16 protein-coding genes, 1 tRNA gene and 1 pseudogene are annotated in these 14755 nt (G+C 52.3%); 2 read left to right on the top strand and 16 right to left on the bottom strand.

Annotated elements, in window-relative coordinates; translation table 11 throughout:
• Window positions 1-80: 80 nt before the first annotated feature.
• Window positions 81-890 (top strand): annotated as a pseudogene (locus tag LJ046_RS05935) (iron-containing alcohol dehydrogenase); the annotation flags it as partial.
• 122 nt (window positions 891-1012) lie between these two features.
• On the opposite strand, the gene LJ046_RS05930 reads toward LJ046_RS05935, so the two are convergent.
• Both LJ046_RS05930 and LJ046_RS05925 read right to left on the bottom strand, forming a co-directional pair.
• Entirely contained in the window at window positions 1013-1783 is a 771-nt protein-coding gene (locus LJ046_RS05930; protein ID WP_002878945.1) for a formate/nitrite transporter family protein, read from the bottom strand.
• A 220-nt stretch (window positions 1784-2003) separates the two neighbouring features.
• On the bottom strand, window positions 2004-2432 hold the full coding sequence (locus LJ046_RS05925; RefSeq protein WP_035176645.1) for a hypothetical protein: 429 nt from the start codon (window positions 2430-2432) through the stop codon (window positions 2004-2006).
• A gap of 158 nt (window positions 2433-2590) precedes the next feature.
• Between LJ046_RS05925 and LJ046_RS05920 the strand changes: the two genes are divergently transcribed.
• Window positions 2591-3211: a DUF3862 domain-containing protein gene (locus LJ046_RS05920; RefSeq protein ID WP_002878944.1), complete on the top strand. Its 621-nt coding sequence runs from the start codon at window positions 2591-2593 to the stop codon at window positions 3209-3211.
• A gap of 148 nt (window positions 3212-3359) precedes the next feature.
• Here the strand turns inward: LJ046_RS05920 and LJ046_RS05915 are convergent, their stop codons facing one another.
• From LJ046_RS05915 to LJ046_RS05850, 14 genes are all read right to left on the bottom strand, one after another.
• Window positions 3360-4733, bottom strand: coding sequence for an IS4 family transposase (locus LJ046_RS05915; RefSeq protein WP_072557713.1), 1374 nt, complete (start codon window positions 4731-4733; stop codon window positions 3360-3362).
• A 240-nt stretch (window positions 4734-4973) separates the two neighbouring features.
• Window positions 4974-5057: transfer RNA gene (locus LJ046_RS05910), tRNA-Leu, on the bottom strand.
• Window positions 5058-5111: 54 nt separating this feature from the next.
• Window positions 5112-5777 carry a biotin--[acetyl-CoA-carboxylase] ligase gene (locus LJ046_RS05905; RefSeq protein WP_002877453.1) on the bottom strand — a complete coding sequence of 222 codons (666 nt, stop codon included), beginning with the start codon at window positions 5775-5777 and terminating at the stop codon, window positions 5112-5114.
• Between the two features lie 9 nt (window positions 5778-5786).
• A complete protein-coding gene (fabI, locus tag LJ046_RS05900) occupies window positions 5787-6551 on the bottom strand; it encodes an enoyl-ACP reductase FabI (protein WP_002877454.1) in 765 nt (254 codons plus the stop codon).
• Between the two features lie 9 nt (window positions 6552-6560).
• Window positions 6561-7328: an acetyl-CoA carboxylase carboxyltransferase subunit alpha gene (gene accA, locus LJ046_RS05895; protein ID WP_002877455.1), complete on the bottom strand. Its 768-nt coding sequence runs from the start codon at window positions 7326-7328 to the stop codon at window positions 6561-6563.
• Window positions 7321-8169, bottom strand: a complete 849-nt coding sequence (locus LJ046_RS05890) for an acetyl-CoA carboxylase carboxyltransferase subunit beta (protein WP_002877456.1) — start codon at window positions 8167-8169, stop codon at window positions 7321-7323. The genes accA and LJ046_RS05890 overlap by 8 nt, the downstream gene beginning before the upstream one ends.
• Window positions 8156-9538, bottom strand: coding sequence for an acetyl-CoA carboxylase biotin carboxylase subunit (gene accC / locus LJ046_RS05885; protein ID WP_002877457.1), 1383 nt, complete (start codon window positions 9536-9538; stop codon window positions 8156-8158). Before accC ends, LJ046_RS05890 begins: the two co-directional genes overlap by 14 nt.
• The gene (gene fabZ, locus LJ046_RS05880) at window positions 9531-9974 is read right to left on the bottom strand and encodes a 3-hydroxyacyl-ACP dehydratase FabZ (protein WP_002877460.1); all 444 of its coding nucleotides are present in this window, start codon (window positions 9972-9974) and stop codon (window positions 9531-9533) included. The genes accC and fabZ overlap by 8 nt, the downstream gene beginning before the upstream one ends.
• A gap of 1 nt (window position 9975) precedes the next feature.
• Window positions 9976-10446, bottom strand: a complete 471-nt coding sequence (accB, locus tag LJ046_RS05875) for an acetyl-CoA carboxylase biotin carboxyl carrier protein (RefSeq protein ID WP_002877462.1) — start codon at window positions 10444-10446, stop codon at window positions 9976-9978.
• A 2-nt stretch (window positions 10447-10448) separates the two neighbouring features.
• The gene (gene fabF / locus LJ046_RS05870) at window positions 10449-11669 is read right to left on the bottom strand and encodes a beta-ketoacyl-ACP synthase II (protein WP_035176455.1); all 1221 of its coding nucleotides are present in this window, start codon (window positions 11667-11669) and stop codon (window positions 10449-10451) included.
• 9 nt (window positions 11670-11678) lie between these two features.
• Window positions 11679-12401 (bottom strand): 3-oxoacyl-ACP reductase family protein, encoded by a 723-nt coding sequence (locus LJ046_RS05865; protein ID WP_002877464.1) that lies wholly within the window; start codon window positions 12399-12401, stop codon window positions 11679-11681.
• Window positions 12385-13329, bottom strand: coding sequence for an ACP S-malonyltransferase (locus LJ046_RS05860; protein ID WP_002877472.1), 945 nt, complete (start codon window positions 13327-13329; stop codon window positions 12385-12387). The genes LJ046_RS05865 and LJ046_RS05860 overlap by 17 nt, the downstream gene beginning before the upstream one ends.
• A gap of 12 nt (window positions 13330-13341) precedes the next feature.
• Window positions 13342-13587 carry an acyl carrier protein gene (locus LJ046_RS05855; RefSeq protein WP_002877474.1) on the bottom strand — a complete coding sequence of 82 codons (246 nt, stop codon included), beginning with the start codon at window positions 13585-13587 and terminating at the stop codon, window positions 13342-13344.
• A gap of 72 nt (window positions 13588-13659) precedes the next feature.
• Window positions 13660-14619, bottom strand: a complete 960-nt coding sequence (locus LJ046_RS05850; RefSeq protein WP_002877476.1) for a beta-ketoacyl-ACP synthase III — start codon at window positions 14617-14619, stop codon at window positions 13660-13662.
• Between the last annotated feature and the right edge of the window lie 136 nt (window positions 14620-14755).

The raw sequence follows: 14755 nt of genomic DNA, 5'->3' as shown, positions 1-14755 counted from the left end.
TTCTAATTTTTCTTAGCTTTCATTTGCTAGCTTTTTGCAATTCATCCCTACTCTGTTTTTCGCCACTCACCTTTCCCGGGTCTAACTCAGCTACTGGGTCAGAAGTCACCCCTTACGCCGTCATCATCGATGACAAGCAGCATGTCAAGTACCCGTTGACTGACTACGAACTGACTCCGCAAGTCGCAATCGTTGACCCGGCCTTCGTCATGACTGTGCCAAAGCATACCGTGGCCTTCTCCGGCTTCGACTGCCTCTCCCACTCTTTGGAAAGCTACGTCTCTGTTGCAGCCAGTGACTTCACCCGGCCATGGTCACTCAAGGCCATCCAGCTGATCATGAGCAACCTGGAAGCCTCTTACAAGTACGACCCGCAGCACCCGACTTATGAAGGAGAAAAAGCCCGGGAAAACATGCACTACGCGGCAACCTTGGCCGGGATGGCTTTTGCCAACGCCTTCTTGGGCCTCAACCACTCCATTGCCCACAAGCTGGGCGGGGCCTTCGGCTTCCCGCACGGCCTCTGCATTTCAATTGCCATGCTGCCGGTCATCAAGTTCAACGGTGCCAGTGGCAATGTCAAGCGGACGCCTTATCCAAGATATGAAGTTTACCGGGCCCAAAAAGACTATGCTGATATCGCCCGCAGCTTAGGCCTGCCAGGTAAGAGTGACGCGGAACTGGTTACTTCTCTTTGCAAGCGGATCCGGGAACTGATGAAGGCCTGCGATATTGAACCCTCCCTTTCAGCCAACGGGGTCAGCAAGGGAGCCTTTGACGCCGCCTTGCCAGCCATGATCGACCGGGTCTACGATGACCAGTGCACGGTGCAAAACCCGCGCCAGCCAAGCATGGCTGAAATCAAGCAGCTCTTGCTCAGCATGTATTAAAAATACCTTCCCTGGATTTTTCCTAAAATTTTAGTCATCTGTAATCCACCAATAAAGCAAAACAAGTCCTGTTTGAGTTTATCAAGCAGGACTTGTTTTTTGTGAAAGGAGTTTTCAGTTAATTATTGCTTGTCCTTGGCAGCCAGCCAGTATGGCAAGGCTACAAAGACAATACCGCCGGCCATGTTGCCCAGGGTTACCCAGAGCAGGTTGTAGAACATGCCGCCGGCTGAAACGGCGCCTGCCCCTTGCACTGGATTCAGCAAGGCAACGATGAAGGTCGTCATGTTGGCCACGCTGTGCTCAAAGCCAGTTGAGAAGAAGGCCAAAAGGCACCAGAAGATCATGATCAGCTTAGCTGAGTCGCTCTTGGTCTGGAAGCCTGACCAAACAGCCAGGCAGACCAAGATGTTACAGAGAATGCCCCGCAAGAAAAGCTGGCCAGCTGGCGGGGCGATCTTAGCAGCCGCCGCCTTGGTGAAGACAGTTGCCGTAACCGGCAGATCCAGGCCGGACTTGACAAACATCCAAGCCAAGATTCCAGCCCCCAGCAAGTTGCCCAGCCAGCAAACCAGCCAGAGAAGACCCGCTTGGCCCAGCTTGACCTTCTTTTCCAAAAGGCCCGCACTCATCACGAAGTTGTTGCCAGTAAAAAGTTCAGCTCCGGGAATGACCACCAGGCTCAAGGCAACCCCGAAGATCAGCCCCTTGATCAAGTTGGCGGCCGGGTTAGTTCCTAATTGTCCCCCAACCATGAAGGCCAGCAAGATCCCGAAACCGATATACATCCCTGCCAAAATGGAAAGCACGACATAGCCGGCTGGATTAGTCTTCAGCAGGTTAAATTTCTTTTGCGCCGCGCTAGCAGCCGCGGCAAATGATTCCTTATACATTATGTTACCTCTTATTCTTTTGCATGAAAGCACCTAATTCCTGTAAATTATTATATGCTTTCCTTCGGACTATGTAAACGCTTTTCTTGATATAAATCAAATATTTTCACAGTCGAAAATATTATCAGTAGGAATATAAGCAAAACAAAGTACCAAAGAAAAAAGCTCAAACCCAGCAGTCATGCGGGATTGAGCTTGTTACAGATTATTAATGAACCAGTCAATGACCTTGTTCCAAAAATGCTTCCAGTGGTATGAGACCAGTTCCCAGCCGTGCTGGTGATGACAAGGTCTTTGAAGGCTCCATCATAAACGTCATCAGCGATATTGCGCTGAAAGCCGCCGAAAGCACTCTCCAGGGCCACCCCGCCGGCTGCTTGCTCCTTGATCTGCCGCTGGCAGAGCTTTTGGCCTTGATCAGGGCCTTTTCAGGGGCAATGCCGTCAAGCCGGCTCCCTTCTGTTACTAAGATGCCGCTTCCGATCAGCTGCTGGCGGCTTTTCACCAGGTCTTTGATCAGCACGTCGTTTTCCCGGACCCGGGCGGCTGGCAGGGCGAAAGATGCAGAAAGGCCAGCTTTTTTGAGGTAGCCCAGGATCTTTTCATTGCTTTCCTGGCTGTCGGTTAAACCAGCGAAGATTAAAGCCACTGACCTTTGCTTAGCCCCCTTTTGGCTGGTCAGGTATTTATTTCCTTCGAGTTATCAAAAAGGTCTTTTAAGAATTACTTGCCGGCGTGGACAAGACCGCTCTTAATGCCTAAAATAAAAGGGATGAAAATTCTAGAACGAAAAAAATGGAGGATGTCATGAAAAAGAAAGTTCTCTTGATTGCTTTTGCGGCCCTGGCTCTGACTGCCTGCTCCAGCAAAAAGGCCATGACTGACAGCGAAAGCGCCAAGAAGGCCGCGAGCTCAATTTCCAGCTCCAATGTCGTCAAGCAGACCAGCAACAAGATCAATCTCACTAATTACAAGAAGATCAAGGTCGTTGAAAAGACCGGATCTACTCCCAGCCAGGTAACTGACCTCCTGGGCCGGGAAGCTGACGCCAAGAGCAAGGCCAAAACCAGCAAGCTCAAAGCCACCATCTACACTTGGGAAGGGGTCCAAAACGGCAGTGCCGGCGCCAACCTGGCCGTTGAATTCGCCAACGGGGTGGCTATCGCCAAGCAGATTTCCGGCCTGGTCGTCAACCGGTCCAAGCAAATTACACCCAAAGACTACAAGTCCCTCAAAAAGGGGATGACCCAAGAGGAAGTCGAAGCCATTGTCGGCAAGCCCAACGGCTACTCAGAATCTGACTATTCCAATTCTGACGTGGTCCTCTGGCTCTACACCAGCGGCTTGAAGAGCGACGGCCAGGCCAACTTCTACGTTACCTTCCAGAAGAACAAGCTGGTCGCCAAAAAAGCCCAGAACTTTAACTAAAGCAAAAGAGCTCCCGGATTCCGGGCAATGTCATTAAGTTAAGGCATTTACTTTGAACAGGGAGCCGTTTTGAGACACTTATCTATGTTAGATAGGTGTCTTTTCTGTTTTTGGGGCATGACAAATAAGCAGTCAATTGACTGTCTTTTTACGAAATTCGATAGTTTAAACTAACAGAACCTTGAAACCGTAAAGGTCTTGGATATTTTCGGCCTTTTCGGACTGGATGATGATACGCTTCTATTTCTTCAATCATCTGCTTTGGATCATCTTTCATGGACGTTGTATAATAGCGGTGAACTATGTTGACCGCCTCTTTAAAGTCTATCTCATGAGGCCATTTCCTGTGAGCATCAGCTACCCGGCAAAGGGATATGATTCTGTTGACCACGTTAAACATAATCAGTTGAGAGTACAACTCGATTTCTTGAAATGCTGGTTTTTTCGAATGAAAACATACTGCACCGAGATCATACTTTAGCTTGCGAAATGAGCTTTCAATATCCCAGCGCAGATGATACAGTTTTTTCATTTCACTAAGCGGGAAGTCGTTCGAGCTTAGATTAGTAGCTAGTACTTCCCACTTGGTGCTTCCCGATTGTGGGTCGTTGATCTTAAGCTTAACGATTCTGCAGTGGACCGGACAAAAACTTTCAAAATCCCAGTGCGCTGTACGGTACTTGGGTGAATATTTGTCCTTATAGCGACGATTTGGGGCATTGATTTTGTGATACTCCGGGTGAAGCTTCTTTTGCTTGGCGCTATTGGTGATGTTAAACGTCATCTCAAGATCACATTCTTGGTCGGGAAGAGCACTGATTTCCCGAATAGCACCTTTATCTTTAGTTCTGAGGCGAACAACATAGTTGCAGTCAGGCAGTCGATTTCCATGCTCGAAAAGATTGAAGGATTCATAGCCACGATCCATCAGTACGATATAGCGGTGCTGAAGTCTTAAGTTCTGAAGCATGTGCACAGCCGCACTGCGTTCATCCATACCCTTTCGTGATTGCAATAAGCAGTCTAGGTAACAACAATTTGCGATATCGTAAAGGATATTGGCATGAATCAAGCAAGCACCTTTGGTCGTTAATTTATTATCGGCCGAAGGTGTTTTTCTTGTTTGAATATTGCATAGAAATGGTGAATGCTTATCATATGGCAAAGCAAAGTCACTACCATCGATTGCCAGCAGTCGATAGCCACGATACAAAGCAGGCTGTTTCAGAGTTGAATTGAACTCATACAGAATTACCTTGAACAATCTAGGGTTAACCTTAGCTTTCTGCTGTTCGTAAGCCGATGCGGTCATTCGCTCAGAGAACTTAGGAAATGCGTCAGCTAGCTCCTTATTTAAGCAGTTTCCTTGCATGCCAAGAGTGGTCTTAATGAATGTCTTAGCATCCAGTTTTCTTTTACGCGTGAAGTCTTTACTTGGGTGATAAGCAAAGTAATTGATGTATTCGGCAGCCTTATCCGTTACAGAATCAAGCTGTCTAAAGACTTGATGTTTCTTAGTCATGAGAATACGCCACCTTTGATAAAATTTCTAATCGAAGATAGCGTAAAGCGGTTTTAAAAATTAAGCAAAAAAACACTCATCAAATTCTGATGAGTGTTCTAAGACATTCTCCGTTCAGAGTCAATGTCTTAACTTAATGACATTGGGATTCCGGGAGCTCTTTTTTGACCTGAAAAATAAGCTGGAGATAGAAAATAAAAAATAAAACAAAAAAGCAAGCATTTCTGTTTGCTCGCGTCATGCCCACTAAAGGAGTCGAACCTTCACTCTGTTGCCAGAACAGCGACCTGAACGCTGCGCGTCTGCCAATTCCGCCAAGTGGGCTTTCCGATGACAATGTTTATAATAGCAAAAGTTTTCGGAAAAGGGAAGGGCTTTTTACAAAAAACTTGTCTTAATTACTTCCCCGCTGGACCAGGCACTGATCTTCCCGCCTTTTTCCAGCAAAAGCCGGCCCTGCTCATCAAAGCCGGCGCAAGTGCCGGAGATGTTCCGCCCAGCAATTTTCAAAGTAACCCTCCTGCCAGTCAAGATGCTCAATTCCCGGTAGCGGGGCAGGCAATCCTGCCAGCTGGCAGCCCGGCAGATCACACAGGCCAAATCATCTGCCAAAAGCGGATCAAAATCCCCCGCTTCCAGCAAGCGGGTAGCTTGGGGCAGGCTGGCTGGAAGTTCCGCGCCTAAATTGAGGCCCAGGCCAACTACTATCCCGCCTGCCACCTGCTCGGTCAAGATGCCGGCAACTTTTTTCCCTTGATAAAAGAGATCATTGGCCCACTTGAGGCCAATCTCTAAGCCGTACCTGGCCCGCAGGAAGTCAGCTACCGCTGTCCCAACCGCCAAGGTCAGCAAGGGGTTCTCTTGCTTTTCCAGGCAAACTGACAGGTAAAGGCCATTTTTCGGTGAATAAAAGGCCCGCCCCTGCTTGCCGTAGCCCTGCGTCTGCTCTAAAGCACTAACGGCAAAAGGCGGCTTTCTCTTTTCCAGCAGTTTTTTAGCCAGATCTTGCGTTGAAGGCAGGACCAGGTAGCAGTAAATCTCCATCGCGGCCTCCTAGGAGAGGTGAACACCCTTGTCAACGTAGATGATATCGCCAGTCAGGCCGGTTGACAGGTCACTGAGCAGGAAGGCGCAGCAGTTACCCAGTTCTTCCAGGCTGACATTGACCCCATCAACCGTCAAGGACCGGGACTGCTCCAAGAGATCCTTGTGTCCGCCAATCCCCGTCACGGCCAAAGTCTTCATGGCCCCGGCAGAAATCGCGTTGACCCGGCTGCCAGTCTTGCCCAGATCCCGGGCCAGGTAGCGGACAGAACTTTCCAAAGCCGCCTTGGCAATCCCCATTGTGTTGTAATTGGCGATGGCTCTTTCCGACCCGATGAAGGTCAAGGTAACGATTGAGGCCTTAGGGGCCAAAAGTTCCTTTTCCTGGGCAGCCTTAGCCACGGCGATCAAGGAGTAGCTGGAAATATTTTGGGCAGTCAAGTAGCCTTCCCGGCTGGAATTGAGGATGGACCCTTCCAGTTCATTTTTCGGGGCAAAAGCTACCGCGTGAACCAGGCCGTCGATCTGGCCGAACTTTTCCTTCACTTGGTCAAAAGCCGCGTCAATGCTCTCATCGCTGGCCACATCACATTCAACCATTTCTTCTTCCGCCAGGCCCAGCTTGAGCAGGCTCTTTTCCAGGCGGTCATTTTGGTAACTGTAGACCACTTCCCCGCCCTGGGCCTTGATTTGCTCAGCGCAGCCCCAGGCAATGGACCGCTTGTTGGCCACGCCCATTACCAAAAACTTTTTTCCAGCTAAAATTCCTGCCATCTTCTTCACCTAAAACTTTCTGAAACGTTCATAGCGCCGGTTAAGCAGACTGCTGACCGGCAGCTTTTGCAATTTTGCTAATTCTTCTTCCAAAACCCGGGCAATTTCCCGGCACTGGGCAGACTTGCTGCCTTCTTGCTTGATCACGCCTTCGATCACCTGCCCCTTGAGCAGGGATTCCGGCGTCAAGCCCAAAAGCTCTGCTGCTTCAGCCGCCCGGCTGGCGTCCTTCCACAGGATGGAGGCAAAACCCTCCGGAGACAGGACTGAATACATGGAATTTTCCATCATCCAAAGCTCATCCCCGCAAGCCAAAGCCAGGGCCCCGCCAGAGCCGCCTTCACCGAAAATCACGCTGATAATTGGCGTTTGGGCCTGGCCAATATCCGTCAAGCACTGGGCAATCGCCTGCCCCTGGCCGGCATATTCGGCCTCTTTACCGGGAAAGGCCCCGGCCGTATCGATAAAAAGGAGAACCGGCCGCTTAAAGCGGGCCGCGTCTTTGACCAAGCGAGCCGCCTTCCGGTAGCCGGCTGGTTCCGGCTGGCCAAAGTGCTTGGCCAGGCGCTCTTCCAGCTTATTTCCCCGGCTGGTGGTGATCACGGTCACTGGCTGACCGGCAAACAGGCCGATCCCCCCAACGATGGCCGGGTCATCTGCCCCCTGCCGGTCCCCATGCAGCTCCACAAAGTCGCTGAACAAGTGCGCCCGCAGATAGTGAGCCGACAATTTATCACTGGCCCGGGCGGCCCGGACCGTTTCCATAGCATCAGTCATCCTGCATCCCTCCGTACTTTAACAGCCAGGCCAGGGTCTCTTTTTCCTCCTGCCGCAAAACGATCCGGTCGATAAAGCCGTGCTTTAAGACCTTTTCTGCCCGCTGGGCATCTTTTGGCAGCTGCTCATGGATGGTCTGCTCAATCACCCGGCGGCCGGCAAAGGCCACCATGGCGTGAGCTTCAGCCAGAGTAATGTCACCTTCACTGGCAAAGCTGGCCGTCACCCCGCCGGTAGTCGGGTCGGTCAAAACAACCAGGTATAAGAGACCGGCTGCCTTATGCCGGTTAACCGCGTTGACCACTTTAGCCATCTGCATCAAAGAGTAGATCCCTTCCTGCATCCGGGCCCCGCCGCTGGCTGTAAAGACCACGACCGGCAGCCGTTTTTCAGTAGCTGCCTCAATGAGCCGGGTCAGCTTTTCCCCGGTCATCTGGCCTAAAGAACCCATGATAAAAAAGGGATCCATGATGGCCAGGGCTGTCTCCTGCCCGCCAATTTTGGCCAGGCCGGTCCAAACCGCTTCATTTAAGCCAGTCTTTTTCTTTCCAGCGGCAACTTTCGCCTCATAATTGGGAAAATGGAGGGGGTCACTGGGCTGAATATCCTTAAACCACTCCTCGCTTTCCTCGCAGAGCCAGGCCAGGCGTTCCCTGGCGGTCAAGCGGAAGCCGTAATCGCAGTCCGGGCAGGTCTTGTACTTGTCCAGGCGGCTGGCGAAAAATTCCAGCCCGCAATTCGGGCACCGCTGCATCAAACCGCTCGGCACCAGGTTTTCCGCCCTTTTATTAGCCTTAACATGCCGCTCAGAGATCGTGTTTCTTTTTTTAAACAGTCTCATGCTTGTCTACCTGCTCCTTCCAGCGGGGCAAAAATTCCCTCTCTAAATAAGTATTGGTGAAAGTCCCCTGCTTAAATTCCGAATCAGCCAGAATAGCCAGGTGAAAGTCCTGGTTGGTCTTGACCCCCCGGATCACCAGCTCCTTTAAAAGCCGCTGCATCCGGGCAACTGCTTCTTGCCGGCTGCTGCCCAAGGCGATGATTTTAGCCAGCATGGAATCGTAAAATGGCGAAACCACCATGCCCTGGTAAAGGGCGGAATCAATCCGCATGCCCGGGTTGCCGACTGGCAAAAAGAGGTAGTCGACCTGGCCGGTTGACGGCATGAAGTCCCGGCTGGAATCTTCAGCGTTAATCCGGCATTCGATAGCATTGCCTTTAAAGCCTAAGTCTGCCTGCTTAAAAGGCAGCTTTTCCCCGGCCGCGACCAGGATCTGGGCCTTAACCAGGTCAACGCCGGTAACCATTTCCGTTACCGTGTGTTCTACCTGCAGGCGGGTGTTCATTTCCATAAAGTAGAAATTATGGTCCTGGTCCATCAAAAATTCAATCGTCCCCGTATTCAGATAATCAGCTGCTTCGGCGGCCCGGACAGCAATCTGGCCCAGTTTTTCCCGATCGCTTTCACTGATCAGTTCACAAGGGCTCTCTTCGATCACCTTTTGCTTGCGCCGCTGCAGGCTGCAGTCTCTTTCCGGGAAGTAGACGCAGCTGCCAAAGCTGTCTCGGATGACCTGGACTTCAATGTGCTTGACATTGGTCAAGACCTTTTCCAGATACATCTGGTCATTGCCAAAATCCAGCCGGGCTTCATTTTGGGCCAGGCTGAAAGCGTCAGCCATTTCACCAGGCTCTTTAACCTGCCGGATCCCCTTCCCGCCCCCGCCGGCCGCGGCCTTCAATAAGACCGGGTAGCCGACTTCAGCAGCAACCCTTTTAGCTTCTTCCGGTGACTTGATAAAGTCCCGGCTGCCCGGGGTAACCGGCACCTTGTGCTTGATCATCAGCTGGCGGGCGTGTTCCTTATTGCCCATCTGGTCGATGGTTTCCGCCTTTGGCCCGATAAAGGTCAAACCGCAGGCCGCGCAAAGACTGGCAAATTCCGCGCTTTCTGACAAAAAGCCATAGCCCGGGTGGATGGCCTGGGCCCCGGTCCCGGTGGCCGCTGAGATGATATTTTTAATGTTCAAGTAGGAGTCTCTGGGGCGGCTAGCGCCCACGCAGACCGCTTCATCGGCCAGCTGGACATGCAGGCTGTCCCGGTCAGCTACTGAGTAGATAGCGACGGACTTGATGCCCATTTCCTTAAGGGTCCGTATGATCCGGACCGCGGCTTCGCCCCGGTTGGCAACTAAAACTTTGTCAAACATTTTTCTCACCTGAAATCATGAAGGTCAATTCCGCCGTGCAGGCCTTCTTCCCGTCGACCCAGGCAATTCCCTGCCCCAGGCCGATATGGCCCTTGACCTTTTCCAAAGTCACTTCCAGCTTGACCTGGTCGCCGGGCTTGACTATCTGGCGGAACTTAGCGTTTTTGATACCGCCAAAATAGGCCGTCTGACCCTTGAAGCGGTCGGCGCTTAACAGGGCCACGGCCCCGGTTTGGGCCAGGGATTCCACGAGCAAGACCCCGGGCAGGACAGGATTTCCCGGGAAATGTCCCTGGAAAACCGCCTCATTATTGGTCACGTTGCGGATGGCCACGGCGCTTTCGCCGGGAACCAGGTCGATAACCTTGTCAATCAAAAGCATGGGATAGCGGTGGGGGATAATTTCTTGTATTTGGCTGGAATCCAATACAGTCATGCTAGGCCTCCTCAATCAAAAAGAGCGTTTGCTCACATTCAACCAGGTCTTCGTTTTCCACGCAGACCTCCTTGACGGTGCCGGAAACATCACTCTTGATCTCCGTCATCATCTTCATGGCTTCCACGATGCAGACGGTCTGCCCGGCCTTGACCTGGTCGCCGACCTTCACAAAAGCTGGCTTGTCCGCGGCCGGCTGCAGGTAGATCGTCCCAACCAGGGGCGACTTGATGGCATGACCGGATGCAGCTTTTTCTGCTTGAACAACCGGCGCGGCTTCAGCTGCTTCTTTTGGCAAAAGCGGACTTTCAGCTTTTTTGGCTGGCAAAACCGGGCCTGCTTCTGCCTCTGTCTTTTGCGTGTATTCGTTCTTACTCAGAAAAAGCTCTGAACCGTCCAAATTCAGCTTCATTTCCCGGATGCTGGACTTTTCAAACTTGTCCAGCAGTCTTTCAACATCTGTTATTTCCAAAATTAGGCCCACTTTCTAAAAGCTAACACGGCATTGTGACCGCCAAAGCCGAAGGAATTACTCAAAGCATAGTCAACTTCTTGTTCCTGGTTACCAGCCTTTACCAATTTGACCGGGCATTCCGGATCCTGGGCAAAGCAGCCGACATTGGCCGGCAAGATGCCTTTTTCCAGGCTGGCGCAGGTGATGACGGCTTCAACCGCTCCGGCGGCCCCTAAGAGGTGGCCGGTCATCCCCTTGGTTGAGGAAACCAGGACCTGGTCGCCAAAGACTTCTTTAATTGCCTTGGCTTCCCCGCTGTCATTGGCCTTAGTCGCCGTCCCATGGGCATTGATATAGCCGACTTGGTCCGGCTTGATGCCAGCTTCTTCAACCGCCAGCCGCATGGCTCTGGCTGCTCCTTCACCTTTAGGATCAGGACTGGTGATATGGTAGGCATCGCTGGTTGCCCCGTAGCCTACTACTTCAGCCAGAATCTTAGCCCCCCGCTTTTGGGCATGGTCCAAGCTTTCCAAGATCAAGGCCCCAGCCCCTTCACCTAAGACGAAGCCGTGCCGGTTTTGGTCAAAGGGCAAAGACGCCTTGAGGGGGTCAGTGCTGGTTGACAGGGCGGTCAAGGCCGCGAAACCGGAAATAGCCGTTTCATTGACGCTGGCTTCGCTGGCCCCGGTAATCATGACCTCAGCCCGGCCTTCCTTGATCTGCCGGTAGGCTTCCCCAATGGAGTTGGTCCCGCTGGCGCAGGCGGTAACAATGGAGGTAGAAATATTTTTAGCATTAAAGCGGATGGAAATATTGCCCGCCGCCATGTTGGCAATGGCCATCGGGACAAAGAAAGGTGACATCCGCTTTGGCCCCTTGTCATGCATCTTGATGACCTGCTCTTCAATCGTGGTCAGGCCCCCGATCCCGGAGCCGAAAATCACGCCCAGCTCTTCCGCCTTCACTGTTTCCGGAGTCAAGCCAGCCATCTCGTAGGCTTCCTGGCAGGCCTGGATGGCGTATTGGGAATACAGATCCATCCGCTTGCCGTTTTTCTTGCCGACAATCTGACTGACGTCAAAATCATCGATTTCCCCGGCCACGCTGATGCCGGTCTCACTGGCATCAAACTTCTTGATCGGCTTGATGCCGACCACGCCATTTAAAGTATTTTCAACAAAAGCCTGGCAGCCATTGCCGTTCGGGCTGACTGCCCCCATGCCTGTAACTACTACTCGCATATCTTCTCCTTAAATGGTCATTCCCCCGTCAACAACCAGGGTCTGGCCGGTAACATAGTCGTTTTCCGCCAAAAAGACTGCCGCCTGGGCAACTTCTTCTGCCTTGCCAAAGCGGGCCAAAGGAATTTGGCTAAGTGCCTGCTCTTTGACCTCATCTGGCAGGACAGCAGTCATTTGGCTGGCAATCATCCCCGGCGCGATCGCGTTCACGCGAACGCCGCGTCCGGCAGCTTCCTTAGCCGCGGTCTGGGTCAAGGCGATTACGCCGGCCTTTGAAGCCGCGTAGTTTGCCTGGCCGGCGTTGCCGTGCTGGCCGACGATGCTGGCCATATTGATGATGGCTCCGGACCGCTTTTTCAGCATTTTCTTCAAGGCCTTCTGGGTCAGCATAAAGCTTGACCGCAAGTTGACCTTGATCACCTGGTCAAAGTCAGCCAGCTTCATCCCGATCATAATCTGGTCTTTGGTAATGCCTGCATTGTTGACCAGGATGTCAATCTCGCCAATTTCTTTAAAAAGCTGCTTGACCGCGCCTTCGTCGCTGACGTCAGCGGAAAAATACTGGTAGTCTGCCCCGATTCTTTCCAGCTGGTCAGCGATTTCCTCCGGCAATTCCGGCCGCCGGCCATTTAAGAGCACCTGGCAGCCCTTTTGCGCAAAAGCCAAGGCAGTTTCTGCCCCGATTCCTTGCGTTGACCCGGTCACCAGGACCCGCTTATTTTGTAAATCCATTCTGCTCCTCCTCTACAAACTGCTGGTATTCAGCCAGACTCCCGACCTGCCAGGTCTTTAGGTTCTTGTCCGCCTGCTTGGCAAAAGCTGACAGGGCGTGGCCTGGACCGATTTCTAGGCTGGCCGTCATGCCTAAGTCCAGCAGGCCTTTGACGCAAGCATCAAAGTGAGTTGGCACCATCAGCTGAACTTCCAGGATTTTGGCCAGATCTTTTTCGGCAAAAGGCTGGCAAGTGCTATTGCTGATGACTGGGTAAGTTCCCGCATTGAAAACTTCACCCTTCAGCCGCTGACCCATTTTCCGGCTGGCTGCCTGGTAAAGAGGAGTGTGGAAAGCTCCGGCAACATCCAAGGGAATTGCTCTTTTGGCCAGCTTGCGGTCAGCAATTTCTTGGCCCAGTTCTGGCAAAAGCTGCTTTTCTCCGGCAAGAACAACCTGCTTAGTTGAATTGTAGTTGGCCAGGTAGACTGCTTGGCCAGCTGCCTGCTTTGCTCGCAAAAAGTCTTCCAGGCCCGGAAGATCCGGCTTGGTCAGGGCGAGCATCCCGCTGGCCGTCTTTTCTGAATCAAGCTGCATGTATTCACCCCGGTCGGCGACCAGGGCCAGGCCGGCCGGCCAGGTTAAACAGCCGCTGGCTAAAAGGGCCCCGTATTCGCCTAAGGAGAGGCCGGCCAGACCGCATACTGGCAGGTCAGTGTCCCGGACCAGCATTTGCCAGATCCCGTATTCAAAGGCCACCAAAGCCGGCTGCACATACCTGGTTTCATCCAGCTGGCCGCGGTCGTTTTTCCAGATTTCCGGCAAGTCTAAGCCGCATGCCTGGCTGGCCTGGTCAATTGTTTCCTTAAACAAGGGGTCACTTAGAAAATCCAGGCCCATCCCGGCCTGCTGGGCCCCTTGGCCGGCAAAGAGAATTCCGAATTTCATGGTCTGGTCCTGTTAGTCCTTTTCAGCTAGCTGCTTTTGCACCAAAGCTACCACGTCGGCAACCGTCTTGGTGTTTTCATCAGCGTCCAGTTCGATGTCATATTCGTCTTCCAGTTCGTTGACGATTTCAAACAAGTCCAGGCTGTCCGCTTCCAAGTCATCCTTGATGTTGGCTTCCATGGTCACTTGATCTTCTTCAACGTCCAGTTCTTCAACGGCGATCTTCTTTACAGTTGCGAAAATTTCTGCTTCTGACATGTGTCTGCTCCTTTTTAAAAAATAAAAACTAAAATTAAAATCAAATCTAACTTATCTAAAACGCCAATATTCTTATAGTCTGACCAGCTGGGCAGCCGCGGTTAAGCCCCCGCCAAAGCCGGCCAACACGACCAGGTCGCCCGCCTGTGCCTTCCCCTCTTCTACCAGCCCGGCCAAGAGAATGGCTTCACTGGCGGCTGAGGTATTGCCGTATTCGGCAATATTGCAGGGGAACTTTTCCTCTGGCAGATCCAGCCTCCTGGCTACCTGCTTGATGATCCGGTAGTTGGCCTGATGCAAAAGGAAAAGGTCGACTTCCGCTAAACCCACGCCTGCTTCTTCTAAACAGGCGGTGATTACTTCGGGCACCTTGTGGGTGGCAAACTTGTAAACCTCCCGCCCGTTCATCTTAAAGGGAGCCAGGCCCGTTACCGGACCGGGAAAGGGCTGCGGGCTGGTCTGGCCAGCTGACAGGAATTTGGCCAAGTGACCGTAGCTTTTCAGCTGGCTGGCCAAGAAATGCGGCTCAAGCGCGTCATTTTTGATCAAGACCCCGCCGGCGCCATCCCCGAAGAGGACAGCCGTCGTTCTATCCTGCCAGTCAACCAGCTTGGACAGGGTTTCTGCCCCGATTACCAGGGCCATCCCGCCCGGCCGCCGCAGCATTTTTTCCGCCACGTCTAAAGCATAGACGAAACCAGAACAGGCAGCTGACAGGTCAAAGCAGGCCGCGTTTTCCGCCCCAACCGCTGCTTGAACCAGGGCCGCCGTGGCCGGGGTGTAGGCGTCTGGCGACATGGTCGCGACAATGATCAGGTCAACCCCTGCCGGATCCTCGCCAGCCAGGAGCTGCTTGGCCACCTGGATGGCCAGGTCCGAGGTGTTTTCCTGTTGACTGATCCGCCGGCTGGAAATCCCGGTCCGGGTCTTGATCCACTCGTCACTGGTCTCCATGATCTGGCTCAAGTCGTTATTACTGACCGCGAATTCGGGCAGGTAACGGCTGCTTTTTGCAATTCTGGCGTAAGTCAAGGCAATCCTCTTTCCTGTTCAAAACTATAATTTTATCGACATGTACAAAGTATAGTCCTCGCCTAAAAAATGTCAATACTATTTACGTATTGTATAGTCTACAAAACCCTTATAAGGCTAGTATTCATAAGGGATT

The organism is Lactobacillus delbrueckii subsp. jakobsenii ZN7a-9 = DSM 26046, from assembly GCF_001888925.1.
Taxonomy (GTDB): Bacteria; Bacillota; Bacilli; order Lactobacillales; family Lactobacillaceae; genus Lactobacillus; species Lactobacillus delbrueckii.
The sequence above is the reverse complement of the archived record's forward strand: the minus strand, read 5'-3'. Positions and strand labels throughout refer to the sequence as shown.

Bases quoted from the DNA above. Each gene is read 5' to 3' on its own strand.
- fabF (WP_035176455.1), bottom strand. From the start codon at position 11,669: ATGCGAGTAGTAGTTACAGGCATGGGGGCAGTCAGCCCGAACGGCAAT.
- LJ046_RS05860 (WP_002877472.1), bottom strand. From the start codon at position 13,329: ATGAAATTCGGAATTCTCTTTGCCGGCCAAGGGGCCCAGCAGGCCGGG.
- accA (WP_002877455.1), bottom strand. From the start codon at position 7,328: ATGACTGATGCTATGGAAACGGTCCGGGCCGCCCGGGCCAGTGATAAA.
- LJ046_RS05855 (WP_002877474.1), bottom strand. From the start codon at position 13,587: ATGTCAGAAGCAGAAATTTTCGCAACTGTAAAGAAGATCGCCGTTGAA.
- LJ046_RS05905 (WP_002877453.1), bottom strand. From the start codon at position 5,777: ATGGAGATTTACTGCTACCTGGTCCTGCCTTCAACGCAAGATCTGGCT.
- LJ046_RS05915 (WP_072557713.1), bottom strand. From the start codon at position 4,733: ATGACTAAGAAACATCAAGTCTTTAGACAGCTTGATTCTGTAACGGAT.
- fabI (WP_002877454.1), bottom strand. From the start codon at position 6,551: ATGGCAGGAATTTTAGCTGGAAAAAAGTTTTTGGTAATGGGCGTGGCC.
- LJ046_RS05865 (WP_002877464.1), bottom strand. From the start codon at position 12,401: ATGGATTTACAAAATAAGCGGGTCCTGGTGACCGGGTCAACGCAAGGA.
- LJ046_RS05920 (WP_002878944.1), top strand. From the start codon at position 2,591: ATGAAAAAGAAAGTTCTCTTGATTGCTTTTGCGGCCCTGGCTCTGACT.
- fabZ (WP_002877460.1), bottom strand. From the start codon at position 9,974: ATGACTGTATTGGATTCCAGCCAAATACAAGAAATTATCCCCCACCGC.
- LJ046_RS05890 (WP_002877456.1), bottom strand. From the start codon at position 8,169: ATGAGACTGTTTAAAAAAAGAAACACGATCTCTGAGCGGCATGTTAAG.
- LJ046_RS05930 (WP_002878945.1), bottom strand. From the start codon at position 1,783: ATGTATAAGGAATCATTTGCCGCGGCTGCTAGCGCGGCGCAAAAGAAA.
- accC (WP_002877457.1), bottom strand. From the start codon at position 9,538: ATGTTTGACAAAGTTTTAGTTGCCAACCGGGGCGAAGCCGCGGTCCGG.